Raw genomic sequence first — 23,143 nt, forward strand, 5'->3', positions numbered from 1 at the left:
CCTAGCGCTTGCGCACGAACTCGGCGCGCAGGACCAGGCCCTTGATGCCTTCATACTTGCAGTCGATCTCCTGCGCGTCGCCGGTCAGGCGGATCGACTTGATCAGCGTGCCGCGCTTGAGCGTCTGCCCGGCGCCCTTGACGGTCAGGTCCTTGATCAGCGTGACCTGATCGCCATCTTGCAGCAGGTTGCCGACCGAATCGCGGACCTCGACCGTCTCGGCCGCATTGGCCTTGGCAGCGGCCTCGGCGGCGGGGATCCACTCCCCGCTCGCCTCGTCGTAGATATACGCGTCGTCGCTCACTTGAAGGCCCGCGCGATCAGGTTCTCGGTCGAGGGATCGAATCCCTCCCCACCCGCACCCGCCGCCTTGGCCATTTCCTTGCCAAGCTCGACGCCGAACTGATCAAACGCGTTGATGCCGAGCAGCACCGCGTTCACGAAGGTGCGCTGTTCGTAGAATGCGAGGATCGCGCCGAGCGTACGCGGATCGACGGTGTCGAGCAGCAGCGTGGCCGACGGGCGGTCGCCCGGATAGTCGCGCGCCAGATCGTCATTCTTGCGGCCGGCCATCAGCGCCGCGCCCTGCGCGAACATGTTGAGCAGCAGCTGGCGGTGATGCTCCTCGGCCAGGCCATCGCCCGGCTCGATCGAGCCGATGAACTCGAGCGGCACCAGGCGGGTGCCCTGGTGGAGCAGCTGGAACACCGCATGCTGGGCATCGGTGCCGACGCCACCCCAGGTGATCGGCGCGGTCGGATAGGTCACCGGCTCGCCCTTGGCGGTCACGCGCTTGCCGTTCGATTCCATCTCGAGCTGCTGGAGATAGCTCGGCAGCAGCGCAAGGCGCTCATCATAAGCGAAGGTGGCGCGCGTCTCGCAGCCGCGGACCTGCGTGTAATAGAGATCGGCAAAGGCGGCGAGGACCGGGGCATTCGCCTCGAACGGGGCGAGGCGGAAGTGGCGGTCCATCTCGGCCGCGCCTTCGAGCAGTTCCTCGAACGCGTCCCAGCCCAGCGCCAGCGCTGCCGGGAAGCCGATCGACGACCAAAGCGAATAGCGCCCGCCAACGGATTCGTTGAAGGGCAGCACACGCGTCTCGTCGATGCCAAAGGCAATCGCCTTTTCCGGCGCCGCGGTGAGCGCGACGAGCTTGCCGTACGGATCGGCGACGCCGCCCTGCATCAGCCAGGAGATCGCGCTCTCGGCGTTGAGCATCGTCTCGGTGGTGGTGAAGGTCTTCGAGGCGATCGCGATCAGCGTGGTGGCGGGATCGAAGCGATCGAGCGCGGTCTCCAGCGCGACGCCATCGACGTTCGAGACCACCGCGACTTCATAGCGATCGGCGTCGCGGCCGAGCGCGTCGACCAGCAGGTCCGGGCCCAAAGCCGAGCCGCCGATGCCGATATGGATGATGCTGCGCACCGGGCCGAACGCCTCGGCCTCGATCGCGTCGATCAACGCACGCATGCGGGCGTGATAGGCCTGGGCACGGGCGACGCTATCGGGCGAGCCTTCGCCGCGCTCGGCGGTGTGCTCGGCCGCGCGGCCTTCGGTGACGTTGATCTTCTCGCCGGCGAACAGCGCGTCGCGCTTGGCGACCAGGCCCATGTCGGCGGCAATCTTCGAGAAGGCGGCGATCAGCTCGGGCGTCAGGTGCGTCTTCGACCAGTCGAAGTGGATGCCGGCGACGTCGGCGGAAAGCTTGGCGACACGATCGGCGTCGCGCGCGAACAGCTCGGTCAGCGTCGAGGCTTCGAGCGATTTAACGGCGGACCAGTCGGGCAAGCTCATGTTCATCTCCAATTGCGACAAGTTGCCCCTATCGTCCCATTCTCTCCACCGCCACTCCATTCATCGGCTTGACCTCACCGCCCGGCCCAAGCAGAGCAGCACCCCATGGAAAACACGCCTGCCGATTCCCTCGACGACAAGCCCGCCACCCCCGCCAAGGCGGCCGTGGAGGACAAGCCCAAGAACGAGTGGAAGGAGCTTGGCGTCTTCCTCGTCAAGCTGGCGCTGATCGTGTTCGTGGTGCGCAGCTTCATCTTCTCGCCCTTCTCGATCCCGTCGGAATCGATGATGCCGCGGCTGCTGATCGGCGACTATCTGTTCATCACCAAGTGGAACTACGGCTATTCCAAGCACTCGCTGCCGTGGAGCCTGCCGCTGATCCCGGGCCGCATCTTCCCGGGCACGCCGGCACGCGGCGACGTGGTGGTGTTCAAGGCGCCGGGCCATAATGGCGAGGACTGGATCAAGCGCGTCGTCGGCCTGCCGGGCGACAGCGTCCAGGTGGTCAACGGCCAGGTGATCCTGAACGGCAAGGCGGTGCCCAAGCAGAAGGTCGCCGATCTCGAGCTGCCGATCACGCCGAACTTCACCAACTGCCCCACCCTGTTCCAGAGCGTGAGCGCCAAGGGCGACGCGGTCTGCAAGCTGCCGCGCTTCCGCGAGACGCTGCCGGGCGGCAAGAGCTATGATGTGCTCGACCAGGGGCTCACCCCGCAGGACAATACCGAGGTCTATCATGTGCCCGCCGGCCATGTGTTCCTGATGGGCGACAATCGCGACAATTCGACCGACAGCCGCTTCTCGCAGCCGCCCGAGGGCCAGGGCATCTCCTATGTCCCGCTCGAGAATATCGAGGGCAAGGCGGTACTGAGCTTCTGGTCGACCGACGGCAGCGCCAACTGGTTCCTGCCCTGGACCTGGTTCACCGCCGCGCGCTGGAGCCGCATCGGGGAAGGCTTTTGAGCGCTCCCGACCTCGGGGAGTGGATCGCGAAGACTTTCGGCCAGCGCCCTTCTGACCTGGCCCCTTATCAGCGTGCGCTGACGCATGGCAGCCAGGCGGCGGAGAATTACGAGCGGCTCGAGTTCCTGGGCGACCGGGTGCTCGGCCTCGCCATCGCCGAATGGCTGTACGAGCGCTTCGCCAGCGAACCCGAGGGCGCGTTGTCGCGGCGGCTGAACGCGCTGGTGACGGGTGCGATGTGCGCCGACGTCGCGCGCGAGGTCGGCGTGCCGCCGCTGCTCCGTCTCGGCAAGCAGGCGCGCGGCGACGGTGCCGCGGACAGCGACAATGTGCTGGGCGACGCGATGGAGGCGCTGATCGGCGCGCTCTATCTCGAATTCGGCTTCGCGCCGGCGCGCGACTTCGTCCGCAAGGCCTGGGCCAGGCATATCGACGCGCATGCCAGCGCGCCGCGGCATCCCAAGTCTGCGTTGCAGGAATGGGCGGCCGCGAACAATCGCCGCCCGCCCGAATATGTGGTGACCGACCGCTCGGGCCCCAACCACGCGCCGCGCTTCACCGTGAAAGTGTCGATCGGCAGCTTCGCCGATGCCGAGGCGCAGGGCACGAGCAAGCAGGACGCGGAAACCGCGGCCGCGGCGGCTTTGCTGGCGAAGCTCAAGGCTTGATCTCCCCTGCACAAGGCAGGCGCATTGGAAAACGATATGACTGATACTCCGGAAACCCAGCACTGCGGCCTGATCGCAATCGTCGGCGCGCCGAACGCCGGCAAGTCGACGCTGGTCAATGCGCTGGTCGGCCAGAAGGTCGCGATCGTCAGCCCCAAGGCGCAGACCACGCGCACCCGGGTGATGGGCATCGCGATCGAGGAGGCGACGCAACTGATCCTGGTCGACACGCCGGGCATCTTCACCCCCGAGCGCCGGCTCGACCGGGCGATGGTCGCCGCCGCCTGGGAAGGCGCCGAGGGTGCGGACCTGATCGCGCTGATCGTCGATGGCAAGGGCGGCATCGGCCCCAAGGTCCAGACCGTGATCGAGAGCCTGAAGGGCCGGCGCGAGCGCAAGATCCTGATCCTCAACAAGGTCGATGTCGCCGACAAGCCGCGCCTGCTCGGCCATGCGGCGAAGCTCAACGAGCTGCTGCCGTTCGACGAGACCTATTTCGTCTCGGCCCAGACCGGCGACGGCGTGCCCGAGCTGAAGGCAGCGCTCGCCGCCGCGATGCCCGAATGCCCCTGGCACTTCCCCGAGGACCAGGTGAGCGACGCCACCGACCGCATGCTCGCCGCCGAAGTGACCCGCGAGCAGCTCTATCTCCAGCTCCACCAGGAGCTGCCCTATTCCTCCGCGATCGAAACCGAGCAGTACAAGGAGCGCGAGGACGGGTCGGTCGAGATCCACCAGCAGATCCTGGTCGAGCGCGAGACCCAGCGCGCGATCGTGCTCGGCAAGGGCGGCACCCGGATCAAGGAAATCGGCGCCCGGGCCCGCGCGGAGCTCTCCCGTCTCATGGGCGTAAAGGTTCATCTCTATCTTCACGTGAAAGTAAGGCCGGAATGGCAGGAAGACCGTTCGCTTTACCGTGAGATCGGGTTGGACTGGGTCGAGTGACGAAGAAGCTCAAGGTCGCCATCGTACAGGATTCGCCGGTTCCCTTCGCCATCGGCGCGGGGCTGGACAGGGCTATCGCGAAAGCACGCGAGGCGATCGAGAAGGGTGCGCGCGTCGTCGCGTTCGGCGAAGGCTTTCTCGGCGGCTATCCGGCCTGGCTCGATCAGGTCGCCCCGGCGCGGCTCTGGGACCATCCCGGCACGCGCGAGTTGCACGGCCTGCTGCTCGACCAGGCGGTCCGCGGCGAGGACCCGCGCTTCCAGCCGCTGCAATGGACCGTGGACATCGCCGATGTGGCCGTCTCGATCGGCGGCTATGAGCGCGTCCGCCAGAGCCTCTACGCTACCCAGTTCCTCTTCCGCCCCAAGGCGCCGGTGCTGCGCCATCGCAAGCTGATCCTCTCGCCGGCCGAGAAGCTGATGCTCGGCCAGGGCGACGGCTCGACCATGGGTCTGCACGAGGCGAAATGGGGCAGGATCGGCCAGCTCGCCTCCACCGAGCACTGGATGCCGCTCGCCCGCGCGGCAATGCATCACGAAGGCGAGACGGTGCACGTCGCCGCCTGGCCCGAAGTGGGCGACATCGCGATGCTCGCCTCGGCCCATTATGCCTTTGAAGGCCGCGCCTTCGTGCTGGCGGCGGGCACCATCCAGTACAAGCAGGAACTGGTCGCCGGCTATGAGAAGGCAGGTGGGGACGGATCGGCGCGCAAGCTGCTCGACCGGCTGCCCGATGGCCAGATCCAGCACGGCCACAGCGCGATCATCGCACCCGACGGCGTGGTGATCGCCCAGGCAGGCACCGCACCCGAGATCCTGATGGCCGAGATCGACCTGGACGAAGTCGGCCGCGGCCTGGCGACGATGGACGTCGATGGCGCCCAGGCGCGGCATGACGTGTTCGAGTTGTCGGTCGATCGCCGCACCCGTGCCGGCATCATCGAGAAGGGCGACAGCGAGGCGGCCTGATCAGGCCAGCATCGCATCCACCCATTCCGGCACCAGCGTACCCGCCGGCCCCAGCCGCGTTTCGCCGAACCAGTGACTGCCGGCGCTCGGGTCGAGGTTGAGTTCCAGTGTCTGCGCCCCGTGATAGCGCGCCGTCTGGACAAACCCTGCCGCCGGATAGACCGCGCCCGACGTGCCGATCGAGACGAACAGGTCCGCATCCGCCAGCGCCGCCTCGATCACGTCCATGTGATAGGGCATCTCTCCGAAGAAGACGATGTCGGGCCGAAGCGCCGGCGTGCCGCAATTGGGGCATTCGGTGCCGGGCGGCAGGCTGTCTTCCCACTCCACATTGTCCCCGCACGCCGCGCACAGCGCCGACTTCAGCTCGCCATGCATGTGGAGCATCCGGTTGGCGCCGGCGCGCTCGTGCAGATCGTCGACATTCTGGGTGACGATCAGCAGCTGCCCGGGCCACTCCGCATCGAGCCGGGCCAGCGCGACATGCGCCGGATTGGGCGCGACCTCGGCAAGCTTGGCCCGCCGCGCATCGTAGAAGCGATGGACCAGCTCGGGATCGTGCGCGAGCGCCTCCGGTGTGCAGACATCCTCCACCCGATGCCCTTCCCATAGCCCGCCAGGGCCTCGGAAAGTGGCGATCCCGCTCTCCGCCGAAAGCCCGGCGCCGGTGAGAATGACGATGTTCTGGATGTCACGCATGACGGCAGGATAGGAGCGAAGTGCCCTGGCCGCTACCGGCTCAGCGCTGGTGCGATGCCTTGAACGTCTCGTCGAGCGCGCGGTGCAACGCAATGGCAGCGGAGCTCCAGCAGCCATAGTCCTGCGGCACCGCCCATGTGCCGGCGCCACTGGTCAGCACCATGATCGGCGTGCCGCCATTGCTGACGATGATATCGCCACGCTTGCCGGCGCGGCAGGCATCAAGGCCCTCTTCCTGCGCGCGGCCATAGGCTTCGCGGATGGCCGAAAGGCGCGCCGCATCGACCTGGCCATGCTCGATCGGACGCACCAGCTTCGGATCGCGGCACACTGCGCGCGCCGCCCGCGGGGTGAGCGTGTAATCTCCCGTGCGCAGATCGACCTGGACATTGCCGGCGGGACACCATTCGGAATGGCCGATAGTAGCGAAGATCGCGGGGATACCAGCGGTATAGTCTGCGGGAGCGGGAGCCGGCGACGGCGCCAGGAGGAGCAAAGCTGCGGGAAGTCCCATCATGTGGAAATCCTCCCATCCCCAACCCGATTCGGCAACGCCGCCGCGCGGCCCGATTGTTCCGATCCCGTGCATTTGCCCCAAGCTCGCCGCAAATCGGGGTTTACCTTCCGCCCATGCTCGCAGCTCTCCTTCTCGTCGCCTTCGCTGCGCAGGATCGCGCGCCGATCTTCCCCAGCCCCGATGATGCGGGCGCCGCCGCGATGGTACCGAAACGCCCCTGCCGACCGGGCGGCGATACGATCATCGTGTGCGGCAACGCCAACGGCAGCCGCCTCCCCACACTCGATGAGGCGCGCTGGGCGGAGAAGCCGCTACGCCCGGACTTCCGCCTGCCGGGCGGCGGCAAGGGTACGGTCGAAGCAGTATCCCGCCCGGTCGGGCCGGGCGTCATCGTGCCATCGGTGATGGTCACCGCCACCATCCCGCTCGGCAGGAAGCCGAAAAAGCCGGACGAAGGCGCGCAATAATCCATCGCGCTCAGGGCCAGCCTGTGCCAGAGGGACGGGCATGACCAGCATCGGCATTTACGGCAGCCTCGGCCGGATGGGGCAGGCGATCGCGGCGGTGGCGCCGGAACTGAACGCGAAGGTCGCCGGCGGTGCCGATGCGCAGGACGATCCCGCGGCGATCGCGGCGCGAGCGGACGTGCTGATCGACTTCTCCGCCCCCCAGGCGCTCGAAGCACATCTCGCCGCCGCGCGCGCGGCGGGCAAGCCGATCGTGGTGGGGACTACCGGCCTCTCGCCCCAGCATCACGCGCTGATCGATGAAGCCGCCAGGGACATCGCGGTGCTCCAGACCGGCAACACCTCGCTCGGCATCGGCCTGCTCCAGCGGCTGGTGCGCGAGGCGGCGGCGCAACTCGGGCCCGACTGGGACATCGAGATCGTCGAGATGCATCATCGCCACAAGGTCGATGCGCCCTCGGGCACCGCGCTGATGCTCGGCAAAGCTGCGGCGGCGGGCATGGGTACGACGCTGGCCGAAGCCGAAGTCACCGATCGCGCCGGCACGGTGGGCGCCCGCGCCTCGGGCACGATCGGGCTGGCGAGCCTGCGTGGTGGTTCGGTGGTGGGCGATCACAGCGTGGTGTTCGCCACCCAGGGCGAGCGGATCGAGCTCACGCACCGTGCGGACGACCGCGCGATCTTCGCACGTGGCGCGGTGAAGGCGGCGCTGTGGCTCGCCGGCAAGCCCGCCGGCCGCTATTCGATGGACCAGGTGCTGGGCGGGTGAAGCGCGAAGACGTCTTCGAGTTCTTCTCGCGCCTCGCCGCGGACAATCCGCATCCCGAGACCGAGCTCGAATATGTCAACGACTTCACGCTGCTGGTCGCGGTGGTGCTCTCGGCCCAGGCGACCGATGCCGGGGTGAACAAGGCGACGCGCGCGCTGTTCCGCGAAGTCGATACGCCGGACAAGATGGTCGCGCTCGGCGAGGATGGCCTCAAGCAGCACATCAAGACGATCGGGCTGTTCAACACCAAGGCGAAGAACGTCATCGCCCTGTCCGAAGCGCTGATCCGCGATCACGGCGGCACGGTGCCGGCGGACCGCGATGCGCTGGAGGCGCTTCCGGGCGTCGGCCGCAAGACCGCGAATGTGGTGATGAACACGGCGTTCGGCGCGGAGACCTTCGCCGTCGACACGCATATCTTCCGCGTCGGCAACCGGACCAGGCTTGCGCCGGGCAAAACGGTGCTCGCGGTGGAGAAGAAGCTGGAGAAGGTGGTTCCCCAGCCTTTTCGCCTGCACGCGCATCACTGGCTTATCCTGCACGGCCGCTACACCTGCAAGGCACGCACCCCCGAATGCTGGCGCTGCGTCGTCGAGGACCTTTGTCCCTACAAGCCCAAGACCACCGCGCCAAGGAAGCCGAAGACGGCACCCGCGCATTGAGGGGCTGGCGCCGCCGCAAAGGCTTTGCTAGGCGCCCTGTTCCAGGCACCCGTAGCTCAGCTGGATAGAGCGCTGCCCTCCGAAGGCAGAGGCCACAGGTTCGAATCCTGTCGGGTGCGCCAAATATGACCATAACCCATTTAAATGACTTGCTTATTCTAGCAGGGTGGGCCCTTTCATAAGGTTTCTCATAAGGAGCGCTTAAGCGGCCAAGCCCTCGCCTATTACCCCATTGAAGCATCCGTGCAGGTTTTGCGCCCCAAAATCAGTCATCAGCGCGCGTCGGCCGGCATTCTGCAGCAACGCGCGTTCAGTTCGGGGGCAGCGCAATTCGCGCCCGGTATGCCGCTTAATGCGCACATCCTTGCCGTCGTGGACGACGCGCCCGGCGGTCAGGCCGACCCTTAATCGGCGCGGCCTTGCGCATCAACGACGGCGTAAATCTTGGTGCTGAGCCCCCTCGCGATCGACCAAGACAGTGATCAGCCCCCTCGCGCAGAACACCGGGGACAAGATTGGTGGTGGCGAAGGGTCGGCGGTCGAGGACCTTGCGTAGCGGGATTCGCCGCCTTCTGCGACACAACACACAACCACAATAGATCAATCCATTATGGTGGGTTCTTCCTTTGGTTGAACGCTGCATCGCAAAAATACTCGGCAAGTTGGGGTCCGTTCCAAGGCGCCTTGCGACTTTGGGGGACTCATGAGATCCTTTAGCGGGTTGGCCATATGTGCACTTGTCTCGACCGCAGCACAGGCTGGCGAGACGATCACTACACCTGTGACGCAGAAGGGCGGCTGTGAAGGTCGAGCGTTCGGGCGGCGTCAACAATGGCGTCAAAGCCGAAGATACCCATGACAAGGCAAACAACCGCAAGTCTCTGAAGGTCACCGGCTCTCCCAACCTGGCGCCCTGATCGGGCGGGGCGCGGTCCGCGCCTCGCCTCTCCCATCGCAAAAGAGGAAACTTATGCTGAACCATGTCGGGGCCGCGCGCCCGGGCGGCCGCCGTGCCGTGTCGAAACTGCTTGCCTACTCCATTCTTGCTGCCACGGCAGTTGGCGGGAGTGTGCAGGCCCCGGTTGTGAAGGCACGAACCGCCGCAGTCGTGCCCGTCCGCGAGACGATCGATGCGAACGGCGTGGATCTGTTCCTCGGAACGATGAACGCCGATGCGCCAGCGCTGTCTGCCAGCCAGTCCAGCGCGCAGGGGCTCTCCTATCGGAAACTCGTTCGCGGCAGCTCGTGATGGGGCGACAATCTGATGGCCGAGCTGACCGTCTCCGGCAGCACGGTGTATATCTATGCGGGCGGGAAGACGGATCGCTTCACCGTCTCGGGAGGCATCTGCACGGGCACCGAAGGGAACGGGACCAGCCTGTCGCTGAGCGGCAGCGTCTGCACCTATGTGATGGCGGACGGCAGCGTCGCGCACGGTGACGTGCATTGTGTCGGCCGCCACGGCGCCGCCGCTGATCGTGGCGATGCGCTTCACCTCGCCGGGAAGGTTGGCGGGCGCGGTGGTGGCGACGATCGGCGTGCCGGACACGCCGACCTGGGCAATGGTTACCGCGTTGGTGCCATTATGCTGGGCATTGACCAGGGCGGCGCGACCCGCGTCGGTGACGATGAACTGGATCGACGGCATGCAGGTCTCCGGTCAGGCCGCAGGGGCTTCGAGCCGAAGGCGGGCGAAGATGGCGGGGCGAACGGCGCCGGCGATGGCGAGCGGCCGCGCGAGGTTCACGCCCTGGGTGTAGGTGAAGTGGGAGCGCACCGGCTTGGTACGGCGAACCTCGGCGATAACCGCGTCGGCAAAGGCCGGGCTGGTTTCGGTGCCCCCATCTCCCGAGAGGGTGATAGCAAGGTCGAAAGTGTGCGGCGCGCCGCGAGGCTCGGTCGGCCACCATTCACGCAAAGCGACGGCACCGCCGAAGCTCTCCACGACGGCGCGAACCGATTCAGAAGTGCCCTTGCGACGCTGGATCTCCATCGCGCGGCGGACGCGCGAGCGCTTGACGGCCTCGGGCCAGTCGCTCGACCAGCTGTCGATGGAAAGCGCCCAGGCGAGATAGGGCAGCAGGGGCAGGGAGCAATTGTCCGGCGAGACCAGGTCACGAAGCAGCACAGGCATGGCCATCATGCGGGCCATCACCCGCTCCAGCGCGCGCTCGAGCGGCGTGGAATTCGGCGGGAGCAGGCTGGCCATTACTCGCCGACGCCCGCGTGCGTGATGTTGATCGCGGTGCACCAGCTCGCGCTTTCGCGATCGATGACGATATCGGCCGCCGGCGAAGTGAGGACAACGTTCTGCACGCCCTCACAGTGGAGGGCGCGGAAGATGCCGGACCTTGTTACGTCCAGGCCGAGCCGATGCTGCTTTTCGCGGTAGGCCTCGGCGCCTCGGATCGACTCCGCGAGCACGATCGATCCATCGGGCCCGGCATAGGTCGTGATCGACGCGGTGATCGCATAGGGCACGATCGTGGCCGCCTGGACGGTGACCGCGTCGGTAAGGGGACGCCGCGTCTCGTCCGAGACGTGCAGGTTCACCAAGTCAAGCAGCTCGGCCGAGGGCGTGCCGTTGCCGGCGCGGGCGAGCACGGTGACGAGCACTTCACCTGGGGCCGGGCTGATTGCCGAAGCGTCCAGCACCTCGCCCGAGGTGGAAAGCGCGTGATAAATGTAAGCGCCTTCCGGCCCAGCGACCGAATAGCCCTCGGGCGCGAGGACCAGGCGGCGGCGCAGATCGATGTCGCTTTCGTAGGTGGGCGGGATGCCGCCAGCGGGGTTGCCTGGGTCGATCACCAGGCGGGTGACGCTCATCAGCGCGGCAAGATTATCGAGATCTGCGCCGACTGCGTAGCCGGCATCACGGCCTTGGCGGCGTCGTTGACCCGCCCGCGCATCAGGAATTCGCGGTAGGCGGCGACCTGAAGGACGCGCATTGCCGGATCGGATTCGACCAGGGCGTCGAACACCTCAGGATCTTCCGGCCCGAACAGGCCCTCGAAATCCACCAGCCATCCGGCGAGGATCTGCTCGTAGCTGAGCTCTTCGATCACGCTCGGAACCGGCAGGCGCAAGAGATCGACGGCGGTGAAGGTGGCGGAGGTGTCGACCATGCCACTATTTCGGCTTGGCGCGGGCTGCGCGGCTAGCGTGTGGGCTAGTAGAGTGCGGTTCTACTAAGGAAGAATCTAATGGGTTCCAAAGTGGTGAAATTTAGATCGCTTACTGTTTGCGAACCTTCAAAATCATCTAGGCAAGTGCAATCCCTAAGCCATCATCAAACTTCCCCGATGCGAAATCCGAAAAGAATTGTAACAAGCTGGTTTGAGTAAATATCTTTCCTAGGCTGCTCCAAATCTTACATTCTCCATCCCCGAAATATCCATAATATACGTCGCTTGAGAATGAGAAGTCGGCGAAGGGCAATAACAACTTTCCCTCTACTAATAGCGGCTTTTCAGAAATAATGCCTTCTATCGGCCAAAGAGAGATGAAAGAATCGTTATCAAAGTCCTCTTTAAATCCATTAAATGATCTATAATAGTTTACAATACGCTCATCTATAACGGTTTTTGCTCTCAATTTTAGAGAAGAAATATCGTCGTTTGAGGCTCCAGGGTTGAGTCTCGTTCCGCGATTATGAAGTAGTGTTCTGACGTTATCTGGGGTCATTTTATTCAATCCTATCAAGAATTCTCAGTCGAGCGAGGGCGACGTCCCGCATGAGGTGATTGTTAGTTCGACGAGCCTTAATAAGCTGGTTGCGCATCGTGGCGCGGTATGCTGCGGCTAGTTCAGGTGTATAGCCCTTGGGGCGAGAGAGGAACCATTTTCCTAAAGCGGTCTGGGCTCCATCTAAGTTGGAGCCCCATAGTTTTCCGAAGACGGCATTAGCGACACCTTGGTTCTGCCTCAAATAGGCCTTCCCTGCTTCCGCAGCGATAGCAATTTCTGACTCGGTCATTCCTGCGAGAAATTTGTTGGTAAGACCCTTAATGATGGTCCCTCTAAGTATGCCAAGACCACCTTTAACAAATACACTTCCGGCCGCTAAATCTAGAAGCCAACTTTCGTCGTCTACTTTTCCAGTTGCTAGAATTTGTATGCTTATAATTTCTTGAGATTTTACATATCTGGTCGCTATTGCGACGTGAGTTCCGTTGGAATCTGCACCCAAAGAGACTTGTTCTGTCTCTTGGCAAATAATGCTTCCTGTCGGGGTCTCGCACCGAGTGCCCGATGGGTCTTTGCTGTTCAGTGGATCGCCGCCGACATAATTGTACAGATTGATCTGATCTTCATAGCCAATAGGATCAGTTTGCATGAATCTGCCAAGCATTGGGGAGTATATTCGTGCCTTATAGTAATACATCCCCAGCTCAGGAATCCACGCCTGGCCAGTGTATTGGAAGCGTCCGGCGTTACCGCTTCCCGGCACGCCATATTCATCATAGCGGTTGATATTTGAGCGGTTGCCCCAGCAATCGGCTGTCGCGACGATTGAACCTTGCTGGTCGGCATGAAATACTTTGGTTCCTGAGCAGTTCATTGCACTGCCCTCATCCCACAGGATCGGCTCGTCCTCGCCCGGCCCAAACATATAGCGTCGCAACAATGTCCCGCTGTTGCTGAACTCGGCAACCAGATCGTCGCCGTCATAGAGGAATTGCGTCACCCCTGCCGCGCCGCCCCAGGTCTGATAGAGCCGCCCCAGCGGATCATAGAGCAGATTGGCACCGGTAGAGGCCACCACCAGTCGATTCTCGGCATCATAGGTATAGGCGGTGCCGCCGTCCGAGGTCAGATTGCCGTTGGAATCATGGCCGTAGGTGTTTCCTCCCACAGCGGCATACTGATTGAGGCCATTCGGCACATAGGTGCGACTGGTGGCCGAATATGCGTTGAATGAGAAATCGGTATTGTCGCGGCTGAAGCTGGCGATCTGGCTGGCCGCATTATAGCCGAACGTCGTATTCAGATTGCCGACATTGCCGGCGAACCGCTGGCTCTGGCCCGAAAGGCGCGAAATCCCATCATAGCTATAGCCCGTATAGCTGGACGCGCGATTGATGTCGCTACGCCGCCCTTGTGCGTCGTAGGTGATCTGCATGAACGGCACGGTGCCGCTGCCGGGAGCCCACCAGTCAGCGTGCAGCATTCGATCCAAGCCGTCGTAGGTGTAAGCAAAATAGACGCTGTCCGGATGTGTTATCTGCGTGCGGTTTCCATCGGCGTCGTAGCCGTATGTGAGCGTCCGGCTCACGCCCCCCATCGCGGTCGTGCTGCCAGTCAGCCGCCCGAATCCATCATAGGCATTTAGCACCGCATCGCTGCCCGAAGGGCTGTCGAAGCGCGCCGCGGTTTGCAACCCGCGGGCATCATAGCTGTAATAGACGTCGCGGGTCATCGAAGACGGTACGTTGGTGCAGGCATAGCCTGATACGCAGGCATCCGGCACTGTCTTCACCGTCATCCGGTTCAGTGCGTCATAGGTGAAGCCGAATACCCGACCGTCGCGCTTGCGCGCCGTGGTCCGATTGCCGTTTGCGTCATAGCCATAGGCTTCATAGTCGTTGGCATTGACCGCCCCCGCAGTCGACATCGATGTCGCAGGCGTTGCCGGGTTAAAGCCGCTTGGCGCGCTTGCAGATGGAAATTGCCACTGGGCTTGGCGATCGAACTCGTCCCAGGTCAGCCGCGCCTTGTTGCCGTTGGCATCGACGACATATTCCTGCTTGCCGTTGGGCGTATAGCTGTAGGTGACATAGGCTTGCTCGACGCCCGTCGCGGTCGCCTTGCGCACTTGCACCAATTGGCCGGCATCATCGTAGATGTTCTTTGTGATCCGGTCGATCGGATTGGAAGGGTTGGTCTGATCGCAAGCGCTGGCCGGGAGGCTGCCGAACGATCCCGGATTCATCCGCACTGCTGTGCACTGCAGGCGGCCAACCACGTCGTAGCCATACTGCGTTACCTGATAGACCGTGCCTCCTGAGGACAGGCTCTCCTTCACCTTGCGATCGAGCAGGTCATAGAGGGTGTCGACTGTCTGATGAATGGAGAAGCCCGACCAATTCGCCGGAGCTATTGTTTCGGACTGCCAGGCTGAGAGCTCGCCTTTCTCCACCTTCACGAGGCGGCCTTCGCCGTCATACGTGTTGCGCACTGCGAGGTGATGGAGTGGTCCGGCACCATCTGGGTCCGGCTCAATGGTGCCCATGATCCGATGCCGCAGGTCATAACGCATTCCGACGGTGAAATCGGATGCCGCCAGCTGTGCGCTAGCAGCTATGGGCGTGAAAATAGCAGCCAAGCAAATTAGCCGAGCGACGATCTTTTCCATGGTTGCAGCCCCCTGCATGCGGGTCACGAGCAGCTCGACAAGCCGGCACGCGGCTTGGTCTCGAAGATCTTGTTGCCATACTCATCGTAGCCGTAGCAGGTGCGCAGGCTGATCCCGCCCGAGCTGACCACGACACCACGCACCAGCAGATTGTCCGCAGTGCCGTCAGGACCGTATTCATAAGTAGTGACGGTAACTGGTTGAGCCGGGTCGCACGTCGCGGTGCTGCTTCCGGCATAGGTCTGGCAAAGCGTGTCCGTGGATGGCAACCAGATCGGCGAACCCGCTGCGACCAGTGAACCGCCTGAATTCTTCACATAGGCGTATTTTTGGACATAGGTATGCAGCTTGAGGGGGCGTGCCTGGCCGCTACCAGGAGCGGGCTGCATCTCGCTGAGCGAGCCACCCCAACCGGCGTAGGTGAAATCGGTTTGATTGCCCTTGGGGTCCTTGATCCAAACCGGCTTGGCGCAATTCTGGTAGGTGCCGCCCCCAGTGAAACAGCTTCCATAGCCATATTCCTTGATCAGGTTCGGCGAGCTGGATCCTGTCTTGGGTACCACTGTCTCCTTCGACACACTGAAGAATGGGCCGTCATACATAGCCTGATATTTGTTCCCCTCGGGCATCGCCGCCTCAAGGAGCAGGCTGCCTTCCGAATACGGCGTGCCCGTATAGTCGAATTCGATGCCCCCCTCGAAACGGTAAGACGTCGTTCGCCCATTGGGATCTGTGATGGTGTAGGGGGTCGACTTCGTGAAGGTGAAGTTAGTCGTCTTGCTAGCGGGATCCGTCACATAACCGGAATTGCCGCCATCGGTCGGCTCGTCAGGTGATTCCGGATTATTGATGAGGTCCGGCCGCGATCCCTGGACCGTCCATACCGAACCGTCCGCCATCGTCTGAACGGTGTGTGTCGTACTCGAATCATAGCTATACGACATCGCCATCTTGCAGCCGGAATAGCCGGCTGGCTGCACGCAGGGGATGCCGTATGCCACGTTCCCAGGGTAGCTGGTGACCTGTCCATCTACGCCAGTCACACTGGTCAGGTTGCCACTTCCATCATAGCCGTAGCTGACCTTGAGGGTAGCGCCGCTGCAGGTGCTGTTGGCATCGACGTAGGACCGCGACAGGTTGAAACCGCACGCTGCGGTGACGTCGCTGGCGCCGTTATAGTCGAATACGATCGCATAGCCGGAGGAGTCGCTGACCAGCTTCAGCTGTTTGCTGGCATTGTAGCTGAAGGTCTGCGTGCGACCGTCTGGAAAGACGATTTGCGTGACACGCTGTCCAATCGTCACTCCGGCAGCGGGAATCGCTTCCGAGAAGGTATAGATCGCGCCATTGCGGTCGGTATAGACATAGTGCCCCGTCGACCAGCTCGTCCCGCCGCTCCACGACAGGATGCCCGATCGCTGTGCGTCGAGATTGGCGGCAAATATGTTCGCGAGGTTGTTTGTCGGCTGCGCATACACCCCGCTCGCGCTGGCGCCGATATGCACGACCGGGCGATAGCGAGCAGGATAGTTCCACGGCGCACCGGTTGGCGACCGCATGTTCGCGGCGACATAAATGTCGAAGCTGTGGGACATGTTCGTGCCGATGAGCGGATTGTTCGGCTTCTTGAGCCCTTGCAGATGATAGCGCTCAAGCTTGAGTGGACCGATCACCAGATCGGGGACCGAATACGCGAAGCTCGCATCGGCAACGTTAATTCCGCCAGGCGTGGTGCTGTAGACCTTGGGCGGCAGGATTTCCTGCGCCTGGGCGCTCCACGATAATCCGGAGAGAAACACACACGATGACAGGAGCTTGGCTCGGCAGAAATTCATGCCCCACACCTCGAACTTGGAAATGGATACCAGATGATCCCGCTCCGGCCGGCACGATCGGCTCCTCGCAGCGGACTATTCGGACCGATGACGAGCGGCACCAGCACTGGCGGTCGTCATCGCGCTTAAGTTGGGTCAGTTGTCCGGACGCGAAGCCCTGAGCACCGCACTGCCCGCTATTACGGCCGGCGCCGAATCAGATGGAGCCTTTGTCAGCGCCGCTCTCTGAGTAGAAGTTTGCGCGGAGGTTTGCGTCGGCGTTTGCACTCCTATCGCGCAGGCAGGCGGGGCTCCTGCGCCAATGGAATATTGCAAACGGTTGCCTGCGGCATCGAAACACGTCGCCGTTTTGGTCGCTGTGTTCGGCCCACCGCTGATCGTGGAGCTTACAAGGCGCCCGAGCTGATCATATTGGTAGGTAGTCGTCTCTTGCGCATGAGCCGCACATGACGCGAAACCCATAGCCAAAACGCTCCCGCACGCCAGAACGCGCATAGCTCCTCCTCTGAATCAACCCTGGCGGAAACAATCAGCACGAAAACGCCCGCCCGAAGTGCAGCCGCACGAGTTCGTCAGTGATGAAGCCCCCTTCGACGTGCCTAACAGATGCGAGAAATATTTCTAAAATATGTCCAGAACCGACAATGGGCTATTTTGAAGAGCCTAGTGAGAGACCGTCGATAGAGTTGAAATTTGTTTGGAGGTCCTATTGCAAGCACCGCACCGATTCGCTTGAAGCATAACTCGAATCGGGGGGACGGCTGATGATGTGGTCAAGTGCGTTAAGGCTGATCTCGCGGGGATTGCCGAGCGCCTTTGCGGCTCTGCCGCTAACGGCCGCGGCTCAAGAACTGAGTGGAGACCCAGCCGGCTCCGGCGTCATCGTCTCCGCAGTCCACTGGCTGCAAGGCACTTTGCTCGGCACCGTGGCAACGGTCGTCGCGGTGATCGCGGTCGCGTCGGTGGGTTTCCTGATGCTCACCGGCCGGATCAACTGGCGCTACGGCGCAACCGTGATCCTGGGCTGCTTCATCCTGTTCGGCGCCGCGAGCATCGTCGCGGGTATCCAGTCGACCGCACAAGCAGGTCTCTGAAGTGAACGGACTGGAGCGCGATCCGCTATTCGTGGCGCTCACGCGCCCGCAGATGTTCGCGGGCGTCGCCTACAGCTATTTCGTCGCCAACGCGATCGTCGCCACCGAATTGTTCCTGATCTTCAAGTCGGTCTGGGCACTTGTCGCGGCACTCGTCATCCATCTGATCGGCGTGCTCGCCTGCCTGCGCGAACCGCGCTTCTTCGACCTGTGGCTGGCGCGCGTGAGCCGCTGTCCGCGGGTGCGCAACTACAAGATCTGGCGATGCAATTCCTACCGGCCCTGACCCGCGATCCCAAGGTGATTGCCAAGGAAGCGCCGGCAGGAAAGCACCTGCCCTATGCCGCGCAGATCGACGATCATACGATCGAGACGCGCGACGGCATGCTGCTGCAGATCATCCATCTGCGCGGCCTGCTGTTTGAGACCGCCGACACCGAAGAACTCAACTATCGCAAGCGCCTGCGCGATGCCGTGCTGCAGTCGATCGGTTCATCCCGCTTCGCGGTCTATTATCATGTCGTCCGCCGTGCGATCGAACCCGAGCTTGACGGCACTTTTCCAGACGCCTTCTCGACCCGGCTTGACGCCGCCTGGCGGACGCGGCTCGCAGAGCGCAGGCTCTACACCAACGACCTGTTCCTGACGCTGGTCCGACGCCCGCTCCAGGGCCGGATGGGCCTGCTCGACCGACTGCGCGGCAGCTCGACCACTGCTAATACCGCACAAGACCTGCGCGCGCTCGACACGGCGCGCGAGGCGTTGATCGCCGCGCTGGGTAGCTATGAGCCGCGGCTGCTCTCCGTCTATGAGACGCCGCAAGGCCATTGCTCTGAACCACTCGAATTTCTTGCCTCGCTCTACAATGGCGAGGTCCGGCCGTTGCTGCTGCCGACACAGGATCTGGGCGCCTATCTGCCCTGGCGCCGGATCAGCTTTGGCCAGGAGGCAATCGAGCTGGGTGCCGCCGGCCCCTCCCCGCGCAGCTTCGTAGCGATGGTGTCGATCAAGGACTATCCCGGACAGTCGGCACCGGGGATGCTCGACGAACTGCTGCGCCTGCCCTTCGAGCTCACCATCTCGCAGAGCTTCGGTTTCATCGAGCGTCAGGCCGCACTGTCGAAGATGAACCTGGCGCTGCGGCGGATGCGCTCGGCGGAAGACGAGGCGGTTAGCCTGCGCGCAGATCTCTCCACTGCCAAGGACGAAGTCGCGGCAGGCCGTGCAGGTTTCGGTGAGCATCACATGACAATCGCGGTCCGGGGCGAGACGCTGGCCGAGCTCGATCAGGGCGTGGCAGAGGTACAAGCAACCCTCGCCGATCTGGGCATCATCGCGGTGCGCGAGGAGATTGCGCTGGAGCCCGCCTTCTGGGCACAATTCCCCGGCAACTTCAAATATATCGCGCGTCGCGGCCTGATCTCGACTGCCAACTTCGCTGGTTTCGCCAATGGCCATAACCTGCCCCGGGGCAAGGCGGCCGGCAATCATTGGGGTGACGCCGTAACCTTGCTCGAGACCACAGCGGCTGGCCCCTATCACTTCAATTTCCACCACGGCGACCTTGGCAATTTCACCGTTATAGGCCCTTCGGGCTCGGGCAAGACGGTGGTGCTTAACTTCCTGCTCGCCCAGGCCCGCAAGTTCGCGCCCAGGATCATCTTCTTCGACAAGGACCGCGGTGCCGAACCGTTCCTGCGCGCGATCGGCGGCCGCTACGACGTACTGCGACCGGGCACACCCTCCGGGCTCAACCCGCTGCAGATCGAGGACAGCCCTGCCAACCGCCAGTTCCTGATCGACTGGGTGGCGCTGCTCGCCGGCGGCGCCGATATCGAGGATCTCGCCCGGATCAAAGACGCGATCGACGCCAATTTCGGTCAACCCTTAGCGCAGCGACGGTTGCGCCATCTGGTGGAACTGTTCCGCGGCGCGCACCGGCCGCACGGCGCCGACCTGTGGGCTCGACTGCGCCCCTGGTGGGGCGACGGCGAGCGCGCCTGGTTGTTCGACAATGCAGAAGACCTGACTGACCTGTCCGCCGACACGGTCGGCTTCGACATGACCCAGATCCTCGACGATCCCGCGGTGCGCACCCCGGCGATGATGTACCTGTTCCACCGGGTCGAGGAACGGCTGGACGGGACGCCGGCGATCATCGTGGTCGATGAGGGCTGGAAGGCGCTCGACGACGATGTGTTCGTCCGCCGGATCAAGGATTGGGAAAAGACCATCCGCAAGCGCAACGGCATCGTCGGCTTCGCGACGCAGAGCGCGCAGGATGCGATCGAGAGCCGCATCGCCAGCGCGATCATCGAGCAGGCGGCGACCCAGATCTTCATGGCCAATCCCAAGGCCCGCCATGCCGACTATGTCGAGGGGTTCGGGCTGACCGAGCATGAATATGATCTCGTCCGCACCCTGCCCGACAATGCGCATTGCTTCCTGATCAAGCACGGCAATGAAAGCGTCGTCGCCCGGCTGAACCTGACCGGCGAGCGCGAATTGCTCACCATCCTGTCGGGCCGAGAACGTACCGTCCGCCTGCTCGACCAGATCCGCGCCGAACATGGCGAGGATCCGGAAGCGTGGCTGCCGCGCCTGTTGGAAGTCGCATGAACCGTTGCCCCGGCATCACCGACGGCGCCTACCTCCAGAGCGTCCTGAGCTTTGTCGATTGCCAGGCACAGATGATCGGCGCGGCAGGCTATCAGGCGGCGGCTGCGCCGGGATCGCCGCTGTCGCTGCTACTGACCGGGCTCGTCACGCTGTTCATCGCCTTTTACGGCTATCGGCTGCTCTTCGGCGACACGCCGAACGTGCGCGAAGGCATACTGGCACTGGTCAAGATCGGTGTGGTGCTGGCACTGGCCACCAGCTGGGGCGCCTATCGCACCCTGGCCTATGATGTCGCGATGCACGGCCCCGCGGAACTGGCCGCAGGTGCCGGCGGGCCGGCGGGGCTGCCTGGCACCACCGGCGGGCTGGCCGAGCGGCTGCAGCAAGTCGATAACGCGCTGGTCGCGCTGAACGCAGTTGGTACCGGTCCGGCAGGCATCACCATGCGCCCCGCCCTGGATGCGAATGGCCAGCCCGCGCTGGTCCAGCAAGGCAAACCAGAACCTTCCAGCATCATCGGGCCCTTCGCGCTAGGTACCGCGCGGACCACCTTCCTGACCGCGACCATCGCTGCCTATGGCTCGGTCCGACTGGTGACCGGACTGCTCCTCGCAATTGGCCCGTTCTTCATCGCGATGCTGCTGTTCGAGGGTACGCGCAGCCTGTTCGAAGGCTGGGTGCGCGGGATGGTCGCGGCAATTCTGGGTGCGGTGGCGGTTACGGTTCTGCTGGGCGTCGAGCTCGCCTTGCTGGAGCCGTGGCTCACCACCCTGCTCGAACGGCGTCAGGCGGGGCTGCCCATCGGCGGTGCGACCAATGAGCTGTTCGTCACCATGCTTGCCTTTGGCCTAGCGCTGCTGGGCGGGCTCGGCATGGCCGCGCGCGTCGCCATGGCGTTCCGGATCGGCGCGGTATGGCGCAGCCTTGCCGAGCGCGTCGGCGCGGCCTCAAGCCTGCTCAATCGCACCCAGTCGGCGCCCATACCTGAGCGACGCCAACCTCCTGCAGAGCAACATTCGCGCGCGGCGGCCGTCGCCGAAGCCGTGGCGCGTATCCAGCGTCAGGAAACCGCACTTGCCGGGGTTGGCGGTTCGGCGCCGCGCACGCCGCAGGCCGGCGGCCTGCGTGACATGCCTTCCAGCGCGCCGACGCCACTCGGGCAAAGCCATCGCCGAACCCGCAGCCGGGTATCGGCCAGCGCCACACGACGGGACCGCAAGCAATGAAGAAGCAGGCGCGTGAAGCGCTCGACGCCTATTACCGCGAAGCAGGCAGCTGGGCCGAGGACAATCGGGCCACGCTTGGCCGCTCGCGCCGCACCGCCTGGATTGTAGCCGGTGTCGCAAGCGCGATCGCGCTGATGGAAGCGGCCGCACTGATCGCACTGACGCCGCTCAAGACGGTCGAGCCCTATACGCTGCTCGTCGACAAGCAGACCGGCTACGTTCAGGCGCTCAAGCCGCTGGACGCGCAGCAGGTCAGCGCCAATGCTGCGCTGACCCAGTCCTTCCTCGTCCAGTATGTGATCGCACGCGAAAGCTTCGACGACGCCACGCTTCAGGCGAATTACCGCAAGGTGTCACTCTGGTCCGAAGGTGAGGCGCGCAAGGCTTATGCGGGCTTCATGCAGGCGAACAATCCGGACAGCCCGCTCGTCCGCCTGCCGCGCAGCACCGTCGTGGAAACGCACGTGAAGAGCGTGTCGCCGCTTGGCAACAGCGGAGCACTGGTACGCTTCGAGACGATCCAGCGCGATGCCAATGGCTCGGTCCAGCCGGCACGCGCCTGGGTCTCTGTGGTTCGCTATCGCTATTCGGGGGCACCGATGAGCTTGGAGGATCGGTTTATCAACCCGCTTGGGTTCGAAGTGACGCGTTATCGCCGCGACGCGGAAGCGCTGCCGTCGGCCGAGCCTGCGCCTGCGGCGACCGTACCGGTTGTGGCGACCACTGCGCCGTCTGCTCAGACGCCTCCCTCGGCCACGCCAACCCCGCAAGCGCCTGCGCGATGAGAGCGCTTCTGGCCTCAGTTCTGTTGCTGATCCCGCTTGCAGCGCAAGCGCAGGTCCGGCCGCAGCCCGGCATGGGCAACGCGCATATCCAGACGGTGGAGTATCGGCCCGACCAGGTGGTGTGGCTGGAAGCCGCGCCCGGCTACCAGGTGACGATCGAGCTGGCGCCGGACGAACAGGTCGAGAATGTCGCGCTGGGCGACAGCGGCGCCTGGCAGGTGACCGCCAATCGCCGCGGCGACCGGTTGTTCGTCAAGCCGGTGCGCGAGGGCGTCTCCACCAACATGCTCGTGATCACGGACACCCGGACCTATAACTTCCAGCTCTCGCCGCTTTCGGATCCGCGCCCGGACACTGCCTGGTCGATCAAGTTCCGCTACCCCGCCTCGCTCTCCGAAAGCTCTGTCTCCGCAAGCGAGGAGAAGGTAATCGGGCGTTACCGGGTGCGCGGCAACGCGGCGCTCCGACCAAGCGCGATCCATGACGACGGCGTCCATACCTATATCGAATGGCCCGAAGACCGCGCGCTTCCCGCCATCTATGCCTTGCATGGCCGCAACCAAGAGACGCTCATCAACGGCATGATGCGCGACGGCCGCATGGTAATCGACAGCATCCAGGACCGGCTGGTGTTTCGCATTGACGACCGCCGCGCCGAAGCCGTGCGAGTGGTGAGCGAGAAGTGAGCGAGACCACTCCTCCCTCGGCGCCCACAACGCCAGCGGACAGCAATGTGCTTCCCGTGATTGCGCGGCCACGCTCCGGCCCGCCGGCCTG

Annotated in this window: 24 protein-coding genes and 1 tRNA gene; 15 read left to right on the top strand and 10 right to left on the bottom strand. The window is 63.8% G+C overall.

Annotation, left to right across the window (positions count from 1 at the left end):
- Window position 1: 1 nt before the first annotated feature.
- Both AAHM44_RS08160 and pgi read right to left on the bottom strand, forming a co-directional pair.
- The gene (locus AAHM44_RS08160) at window positions 2-304 is read right to left on the bottom strand and encodes an alkylphosphonate utilization protein (RefSeq protein ID WP_269573496.1); all 303 of its coding nucleotides are present in this window, start codon (window positions 302-304) and stop codon (window positions 2-4) included.
- A complete protein-coding gene (pgi, locus tag AAHM44_RS08165; RefSeq protein ID WP_446745970.1) occupies window positions 301-1,794 on the bottom strand; it encodes a glucose-6-phosphate isomerase in 1,494 nt (497 codons plus the stop codon). Before pgi ends, AAHM44_RS08160 begins: the two co-directional genes overlap by 4 nt.
- Window positions 1,795-1,899: 105 nt before the next feature.
- Between pgi and lepB the strand changes: the two genes are divergently transcribed.
- Genes lepB through AAHM44_RS08185 form a run of 4 tightly spaced genes read left to right on the top strand, consistent with a single transcriptional unit; the run spans window position 1,900 to window position 5,338 of the window.
- A complete protein-coding gene (gene lepB, locus AAHM44_RS08170) occupies window positions 1,900-2,757 on the top strand; it encodes a signal peptidase I (protein ID WP_342249645.1) in 858 nt (285 codons plus the stop codon).
- Entirely contained in the window at window positions 2,754-3,425 is a 672-nt protein-coding gene (rnc, locus tag AAHM44_RS08175; RefSeq protein ID WP_269573493.1) for a ribonuclease III, read from the top strand. The genes lepB and rnc overlap by 4 nt, the downstream gene beginning before the upstream one ends.
- 36 nt (window positions 3,426-3,461) lie before the next feature.
- A complete protein-coding gene (gene era, locus AAHM44_RS08180) occupies window positions 3,462-4,370 on the top strand; it encodes a GTPase Era (protein WP_269573492.1) in 909 nt (302 codons plus the stop codon).
- Entirely contained in the window at window positions 4,367-5,338 is a 972-nt protein-coding gene (locus AAHM44_RS08185; RefSeq protein ID WP_342249646.1) for a nitrilase-related carbon-nitrogen hydrolase, read from the top strand. The genes era and AAHM44_RS08185 overlap by 4 nt, the downstream gene beginning before the upstream one ends.
- Here the strand turns inward: AAHM44_RS08185 and AAHM44_RS08190 are convergent, their stop codons facing one another.
- A complete protein-coding gene (locus AAHM44_RS08190; protein WP_269573490.1) occupies window positions 5,339-6,037 on the bottom strand; it encodes an NAD-dependent deacylase in 699 nt (232 codons plus the stop codon).
- Window positions 6,038-6,077: 40 nt separating this feature from the next.
- Complete coding sequence (locus tag AAHM44_RS08195; protein ID WP_342249647.1) at window positions 6,078-6,554, bottom strand: hypothetical protein; 477 nt, start codon at window positions 6,552-6,554, stop codon at window positions 6,078-6,080.
- Between the two features lie 113 nt (window positions 6,555-6,667).
- Between AAHM44_RS08195 and AAHM44_RS08200 the strand changes: the two genes are divergently transcribed.
- The 5 genes from AAHM44_RS08200 (at window position 6,668) to AAHM44_RS08220 (ending at window position 9,701) form a co-directional block, all read left to right on the top strand.
- Entirely contained in the window at window positions 6,668-7,021 is a 354-nt protein-coding gene (locus tag AAHM44_RS08200; protein WP_342249648.1) for a hypothetical protein, read from the top strand.
- A 40-nt stretch (window positions 7,022-7,061) separates the two neighbouring features.
- Window positions 7,062-7,790 (top strand): 4-hydroxy-tetrahydrodipicolinate reductase, encoded by a 729-nt coding sequence (gene dapB, locus AAHM44_RS08205; protein WP_269573487.1) that lies wholly within the window; start codon window positions 7,062-7,064, stop codon window positions 7,788-7,790.
- Window positions 7,787-8,452, top strand: a complete 666-nt coding sequence (nth, locus tag AAHM44_RS08210; RefSeq protein ID WP_269573486.1) for an endonuclease III — start codon at window positions 7,787-7,789, stop codon at window positions 8,450-8,452. Before dapB ends, nth begins: the two co-directional genes overlap by 4 nt.
- A gap of 45 nt (window positions 8,453-8,497) precedes the next feature.
- Window positions 8,498-8,574 (top strand) — tRNA-Arg (locus AAHM44_RS08215).
- 848 nt (window positions 8,575-9,422) lie between these two features.
- On the top strand, window positions 9,423-9,701 hold the full coding sequence (locus AAHM44_RS08220; RefSeq protein WP_342249649.1) for a hypothetical protein: 279 nt from the start codon (window positions 9,423-9,425) through the stop codon (window positions 9,699-9,701).
- A 411-nt stretch (window positions 9,702-10,112) separates the two neighbouring features.
- Here AAHM44_RS08220 and AAHM44_RS08225 read toward each other — a convergent pair whose 3' ends face one another.
- The 6 genes from AAHM44_RS08225 to AAHM44_RS08250 all read right to left on the bottom strand — a co-directional run bounded on the left by AAHM44_RS08225 (window position 10,113) and on the right by AAHM44_RS08250 (window position 16,642).
- Window positions 10,113-10,661 (bottom strand): phage tail protein I, encoded by a 549-nt coding sequence (locus AAHM44_RS08225; protein WP_342249650.1) that lies wholly within the window; start codon window positions 10,659-10,661, stop codon window positions 10,113-10,115.
- A complete protein-coding gene (locus AAHM44_RS08230) occupies window positions 10,661-11,278 on the bottom strand; it encodes a baseplate assembly protein (RefSeq protein WP_342249651.1) in 618 nt (205 codons plus the stop codon). The genes AAHM44_RS08225 and AAHM44_RS08230 overlap by 1 nt, the downstream gene beginning before the upstream one ends.
- Window positions 11,278-11,577 (bottom strand): hypothetical protein, encoded by a 300-nt coding sequence (locus AAHM44_RS08235; RefSeq protein ID WP_342249652.1) that lies wholly within the window; start codon window positions 11,575-11,577, stop codon window positions 11,278-11,280. The genes AAHM44_RS08230 and AAHM44_RS08235 overlap by 1 nt, the downstream gene beginning before the upstream one ends.
- Before the next feature lie 136 nt (window positions 11,578-11,713).
- On the bottom strand, window positions 11,714-12,136 hold the full coding sequence (locus AAHM44_RS08240; RefSeq protein WP_342249653.1) for a hypothetical protein: 423 nt from the start codon (window positions 12,134-12,136) through the stop codon (window positions 11,714-11,716).
- Window position 12,137: 1 nt separating this feature from the next.
- Entirely contained in the window at window positions 12,138-14,807 is a 2,670-nt protein-coding gene (locus tag AAHM44_RS08245) for an RHS repeat domain-containing protein (protein ID WP_342249654.1), read from the bottom strand.
- A 23-nt stretch (window positions 14,808-14,830) separates the two neighbouring features.
- Window positions 14,831-16,642, bottom strand: coding sequence for a hypothetical protein (locus AAHM44_RS08250; RefSeq protein ID WP_342249655.1), 1,812 nt, complete (start codon window positions 16,640-16,642; stop codon window positions 14,831-14,833).
- A gap of 767 nt (window positions 16,643-17,409) precedes the next feature.
- On the opposite strand from AAHM44_RS08250, the gene AAHM44_RS08255 reads away from it, so the two are divergent.
- The 6 genes from AAHM44_RS08255 (at window position 17,410) to AAHM44_RS08280 (ending at window position 23,052) form a co-directional block, all read left to right on the top strand.
- Window positions 17,410-17,736 (top strand): TrbC/VirB2 family protein, encoded by a 327-nt coding sequence (locus AAHM44_RS08255; protein ID WP_342249656.1) that lies wholly within the window; start codon window positions 17,410-17,412, stop codon window positions 17,734-17,736.
- A gap of 52 nt (window positions 17,737-17,788) precedes the next feature.
- Window positions 17,789-18,022 carry a type IV secretion system protein VirB3 gene (locus AAHM44_RS08260; protein WP_446745972.1) on the top strand — a complete coding sequence of 78 codons (234 nt, stop codon included), beginning with the start codon at window positions 17,789-17,791 and terminating at the stop codon, window positions 18,020-18,022.
- Window positions 18,001-20,355, top strand: coding sequence for a VirB4 family type IV secretion/conjugal transfer ATPase (locus AAHM44_RS08265; RefSeq protein ID WP_342249658.1), 2,355 nt, complete (start codon window positions 18,001-18,003; stop codon window positions 20,353-20,355). The genes AAHM44_RS08260 and AAHM44_RS08265 overlap by 22 nt, the downstream gene beginning before the upstream one ends.
- Window positions 20,352-21,581 (top strand): type IV secretion system protein, encoded by a 1,230-nt coding sequence (locus tag AAHM44_RS08270; protein WP_342249659.1) that lies wholly within the window; start codon window positions 20,352-20,354, stop codon window positions 21,579-21,581. Before AAHM44_RS08265 ends, AAHM44_RS08270 begins: the two co-directional genes overlap by 4 nt.
- Window positions 21,578-22,366 carry a virB8 family protein gene (locus AAHM44_RS08275; protein ID WP_342249660.1) on the top strand — a complete coding sequence of 263 codons (789 nt, stop codon included), beginning with the start codon at window positions 21,578-21,580 and terminating at the stop codon, window positions 22,364-22,366. Before AAHM44_RS08270 ends, AAHM44_RS08275 begins: the two co-directional genes overlap by 4 nt.
- A 71-nt stretch (window positions 22,367-22,437) precedes the next feature.
- Window positions 22,438-23,052 (top strand): TrbG/VirB9 family P-type conjugative transfer protein, encoded by a 615-nt coding sequence (locus AAHM44_RS08280; RefSeq protein WP_342249661.1) that lies wholly within the window; start codon window positions 22,438-22,440, stop codon window positions 23,050-23,052.
- The last annotated feature ends 91 nt before the right edge of the window (window positions 23,053-23,143 follow it).

It is taken from the genome of Sphingomonas sp. OTU376 (assembly GCF_038440415.1).
Lineage (GTDB): Bacteria > Pseudomonadota > Alphaproteobacteria > Sphingomonadales > Sphingomonadaceae > Sphingomonas > Sphingomonas kyeonggiensis_A.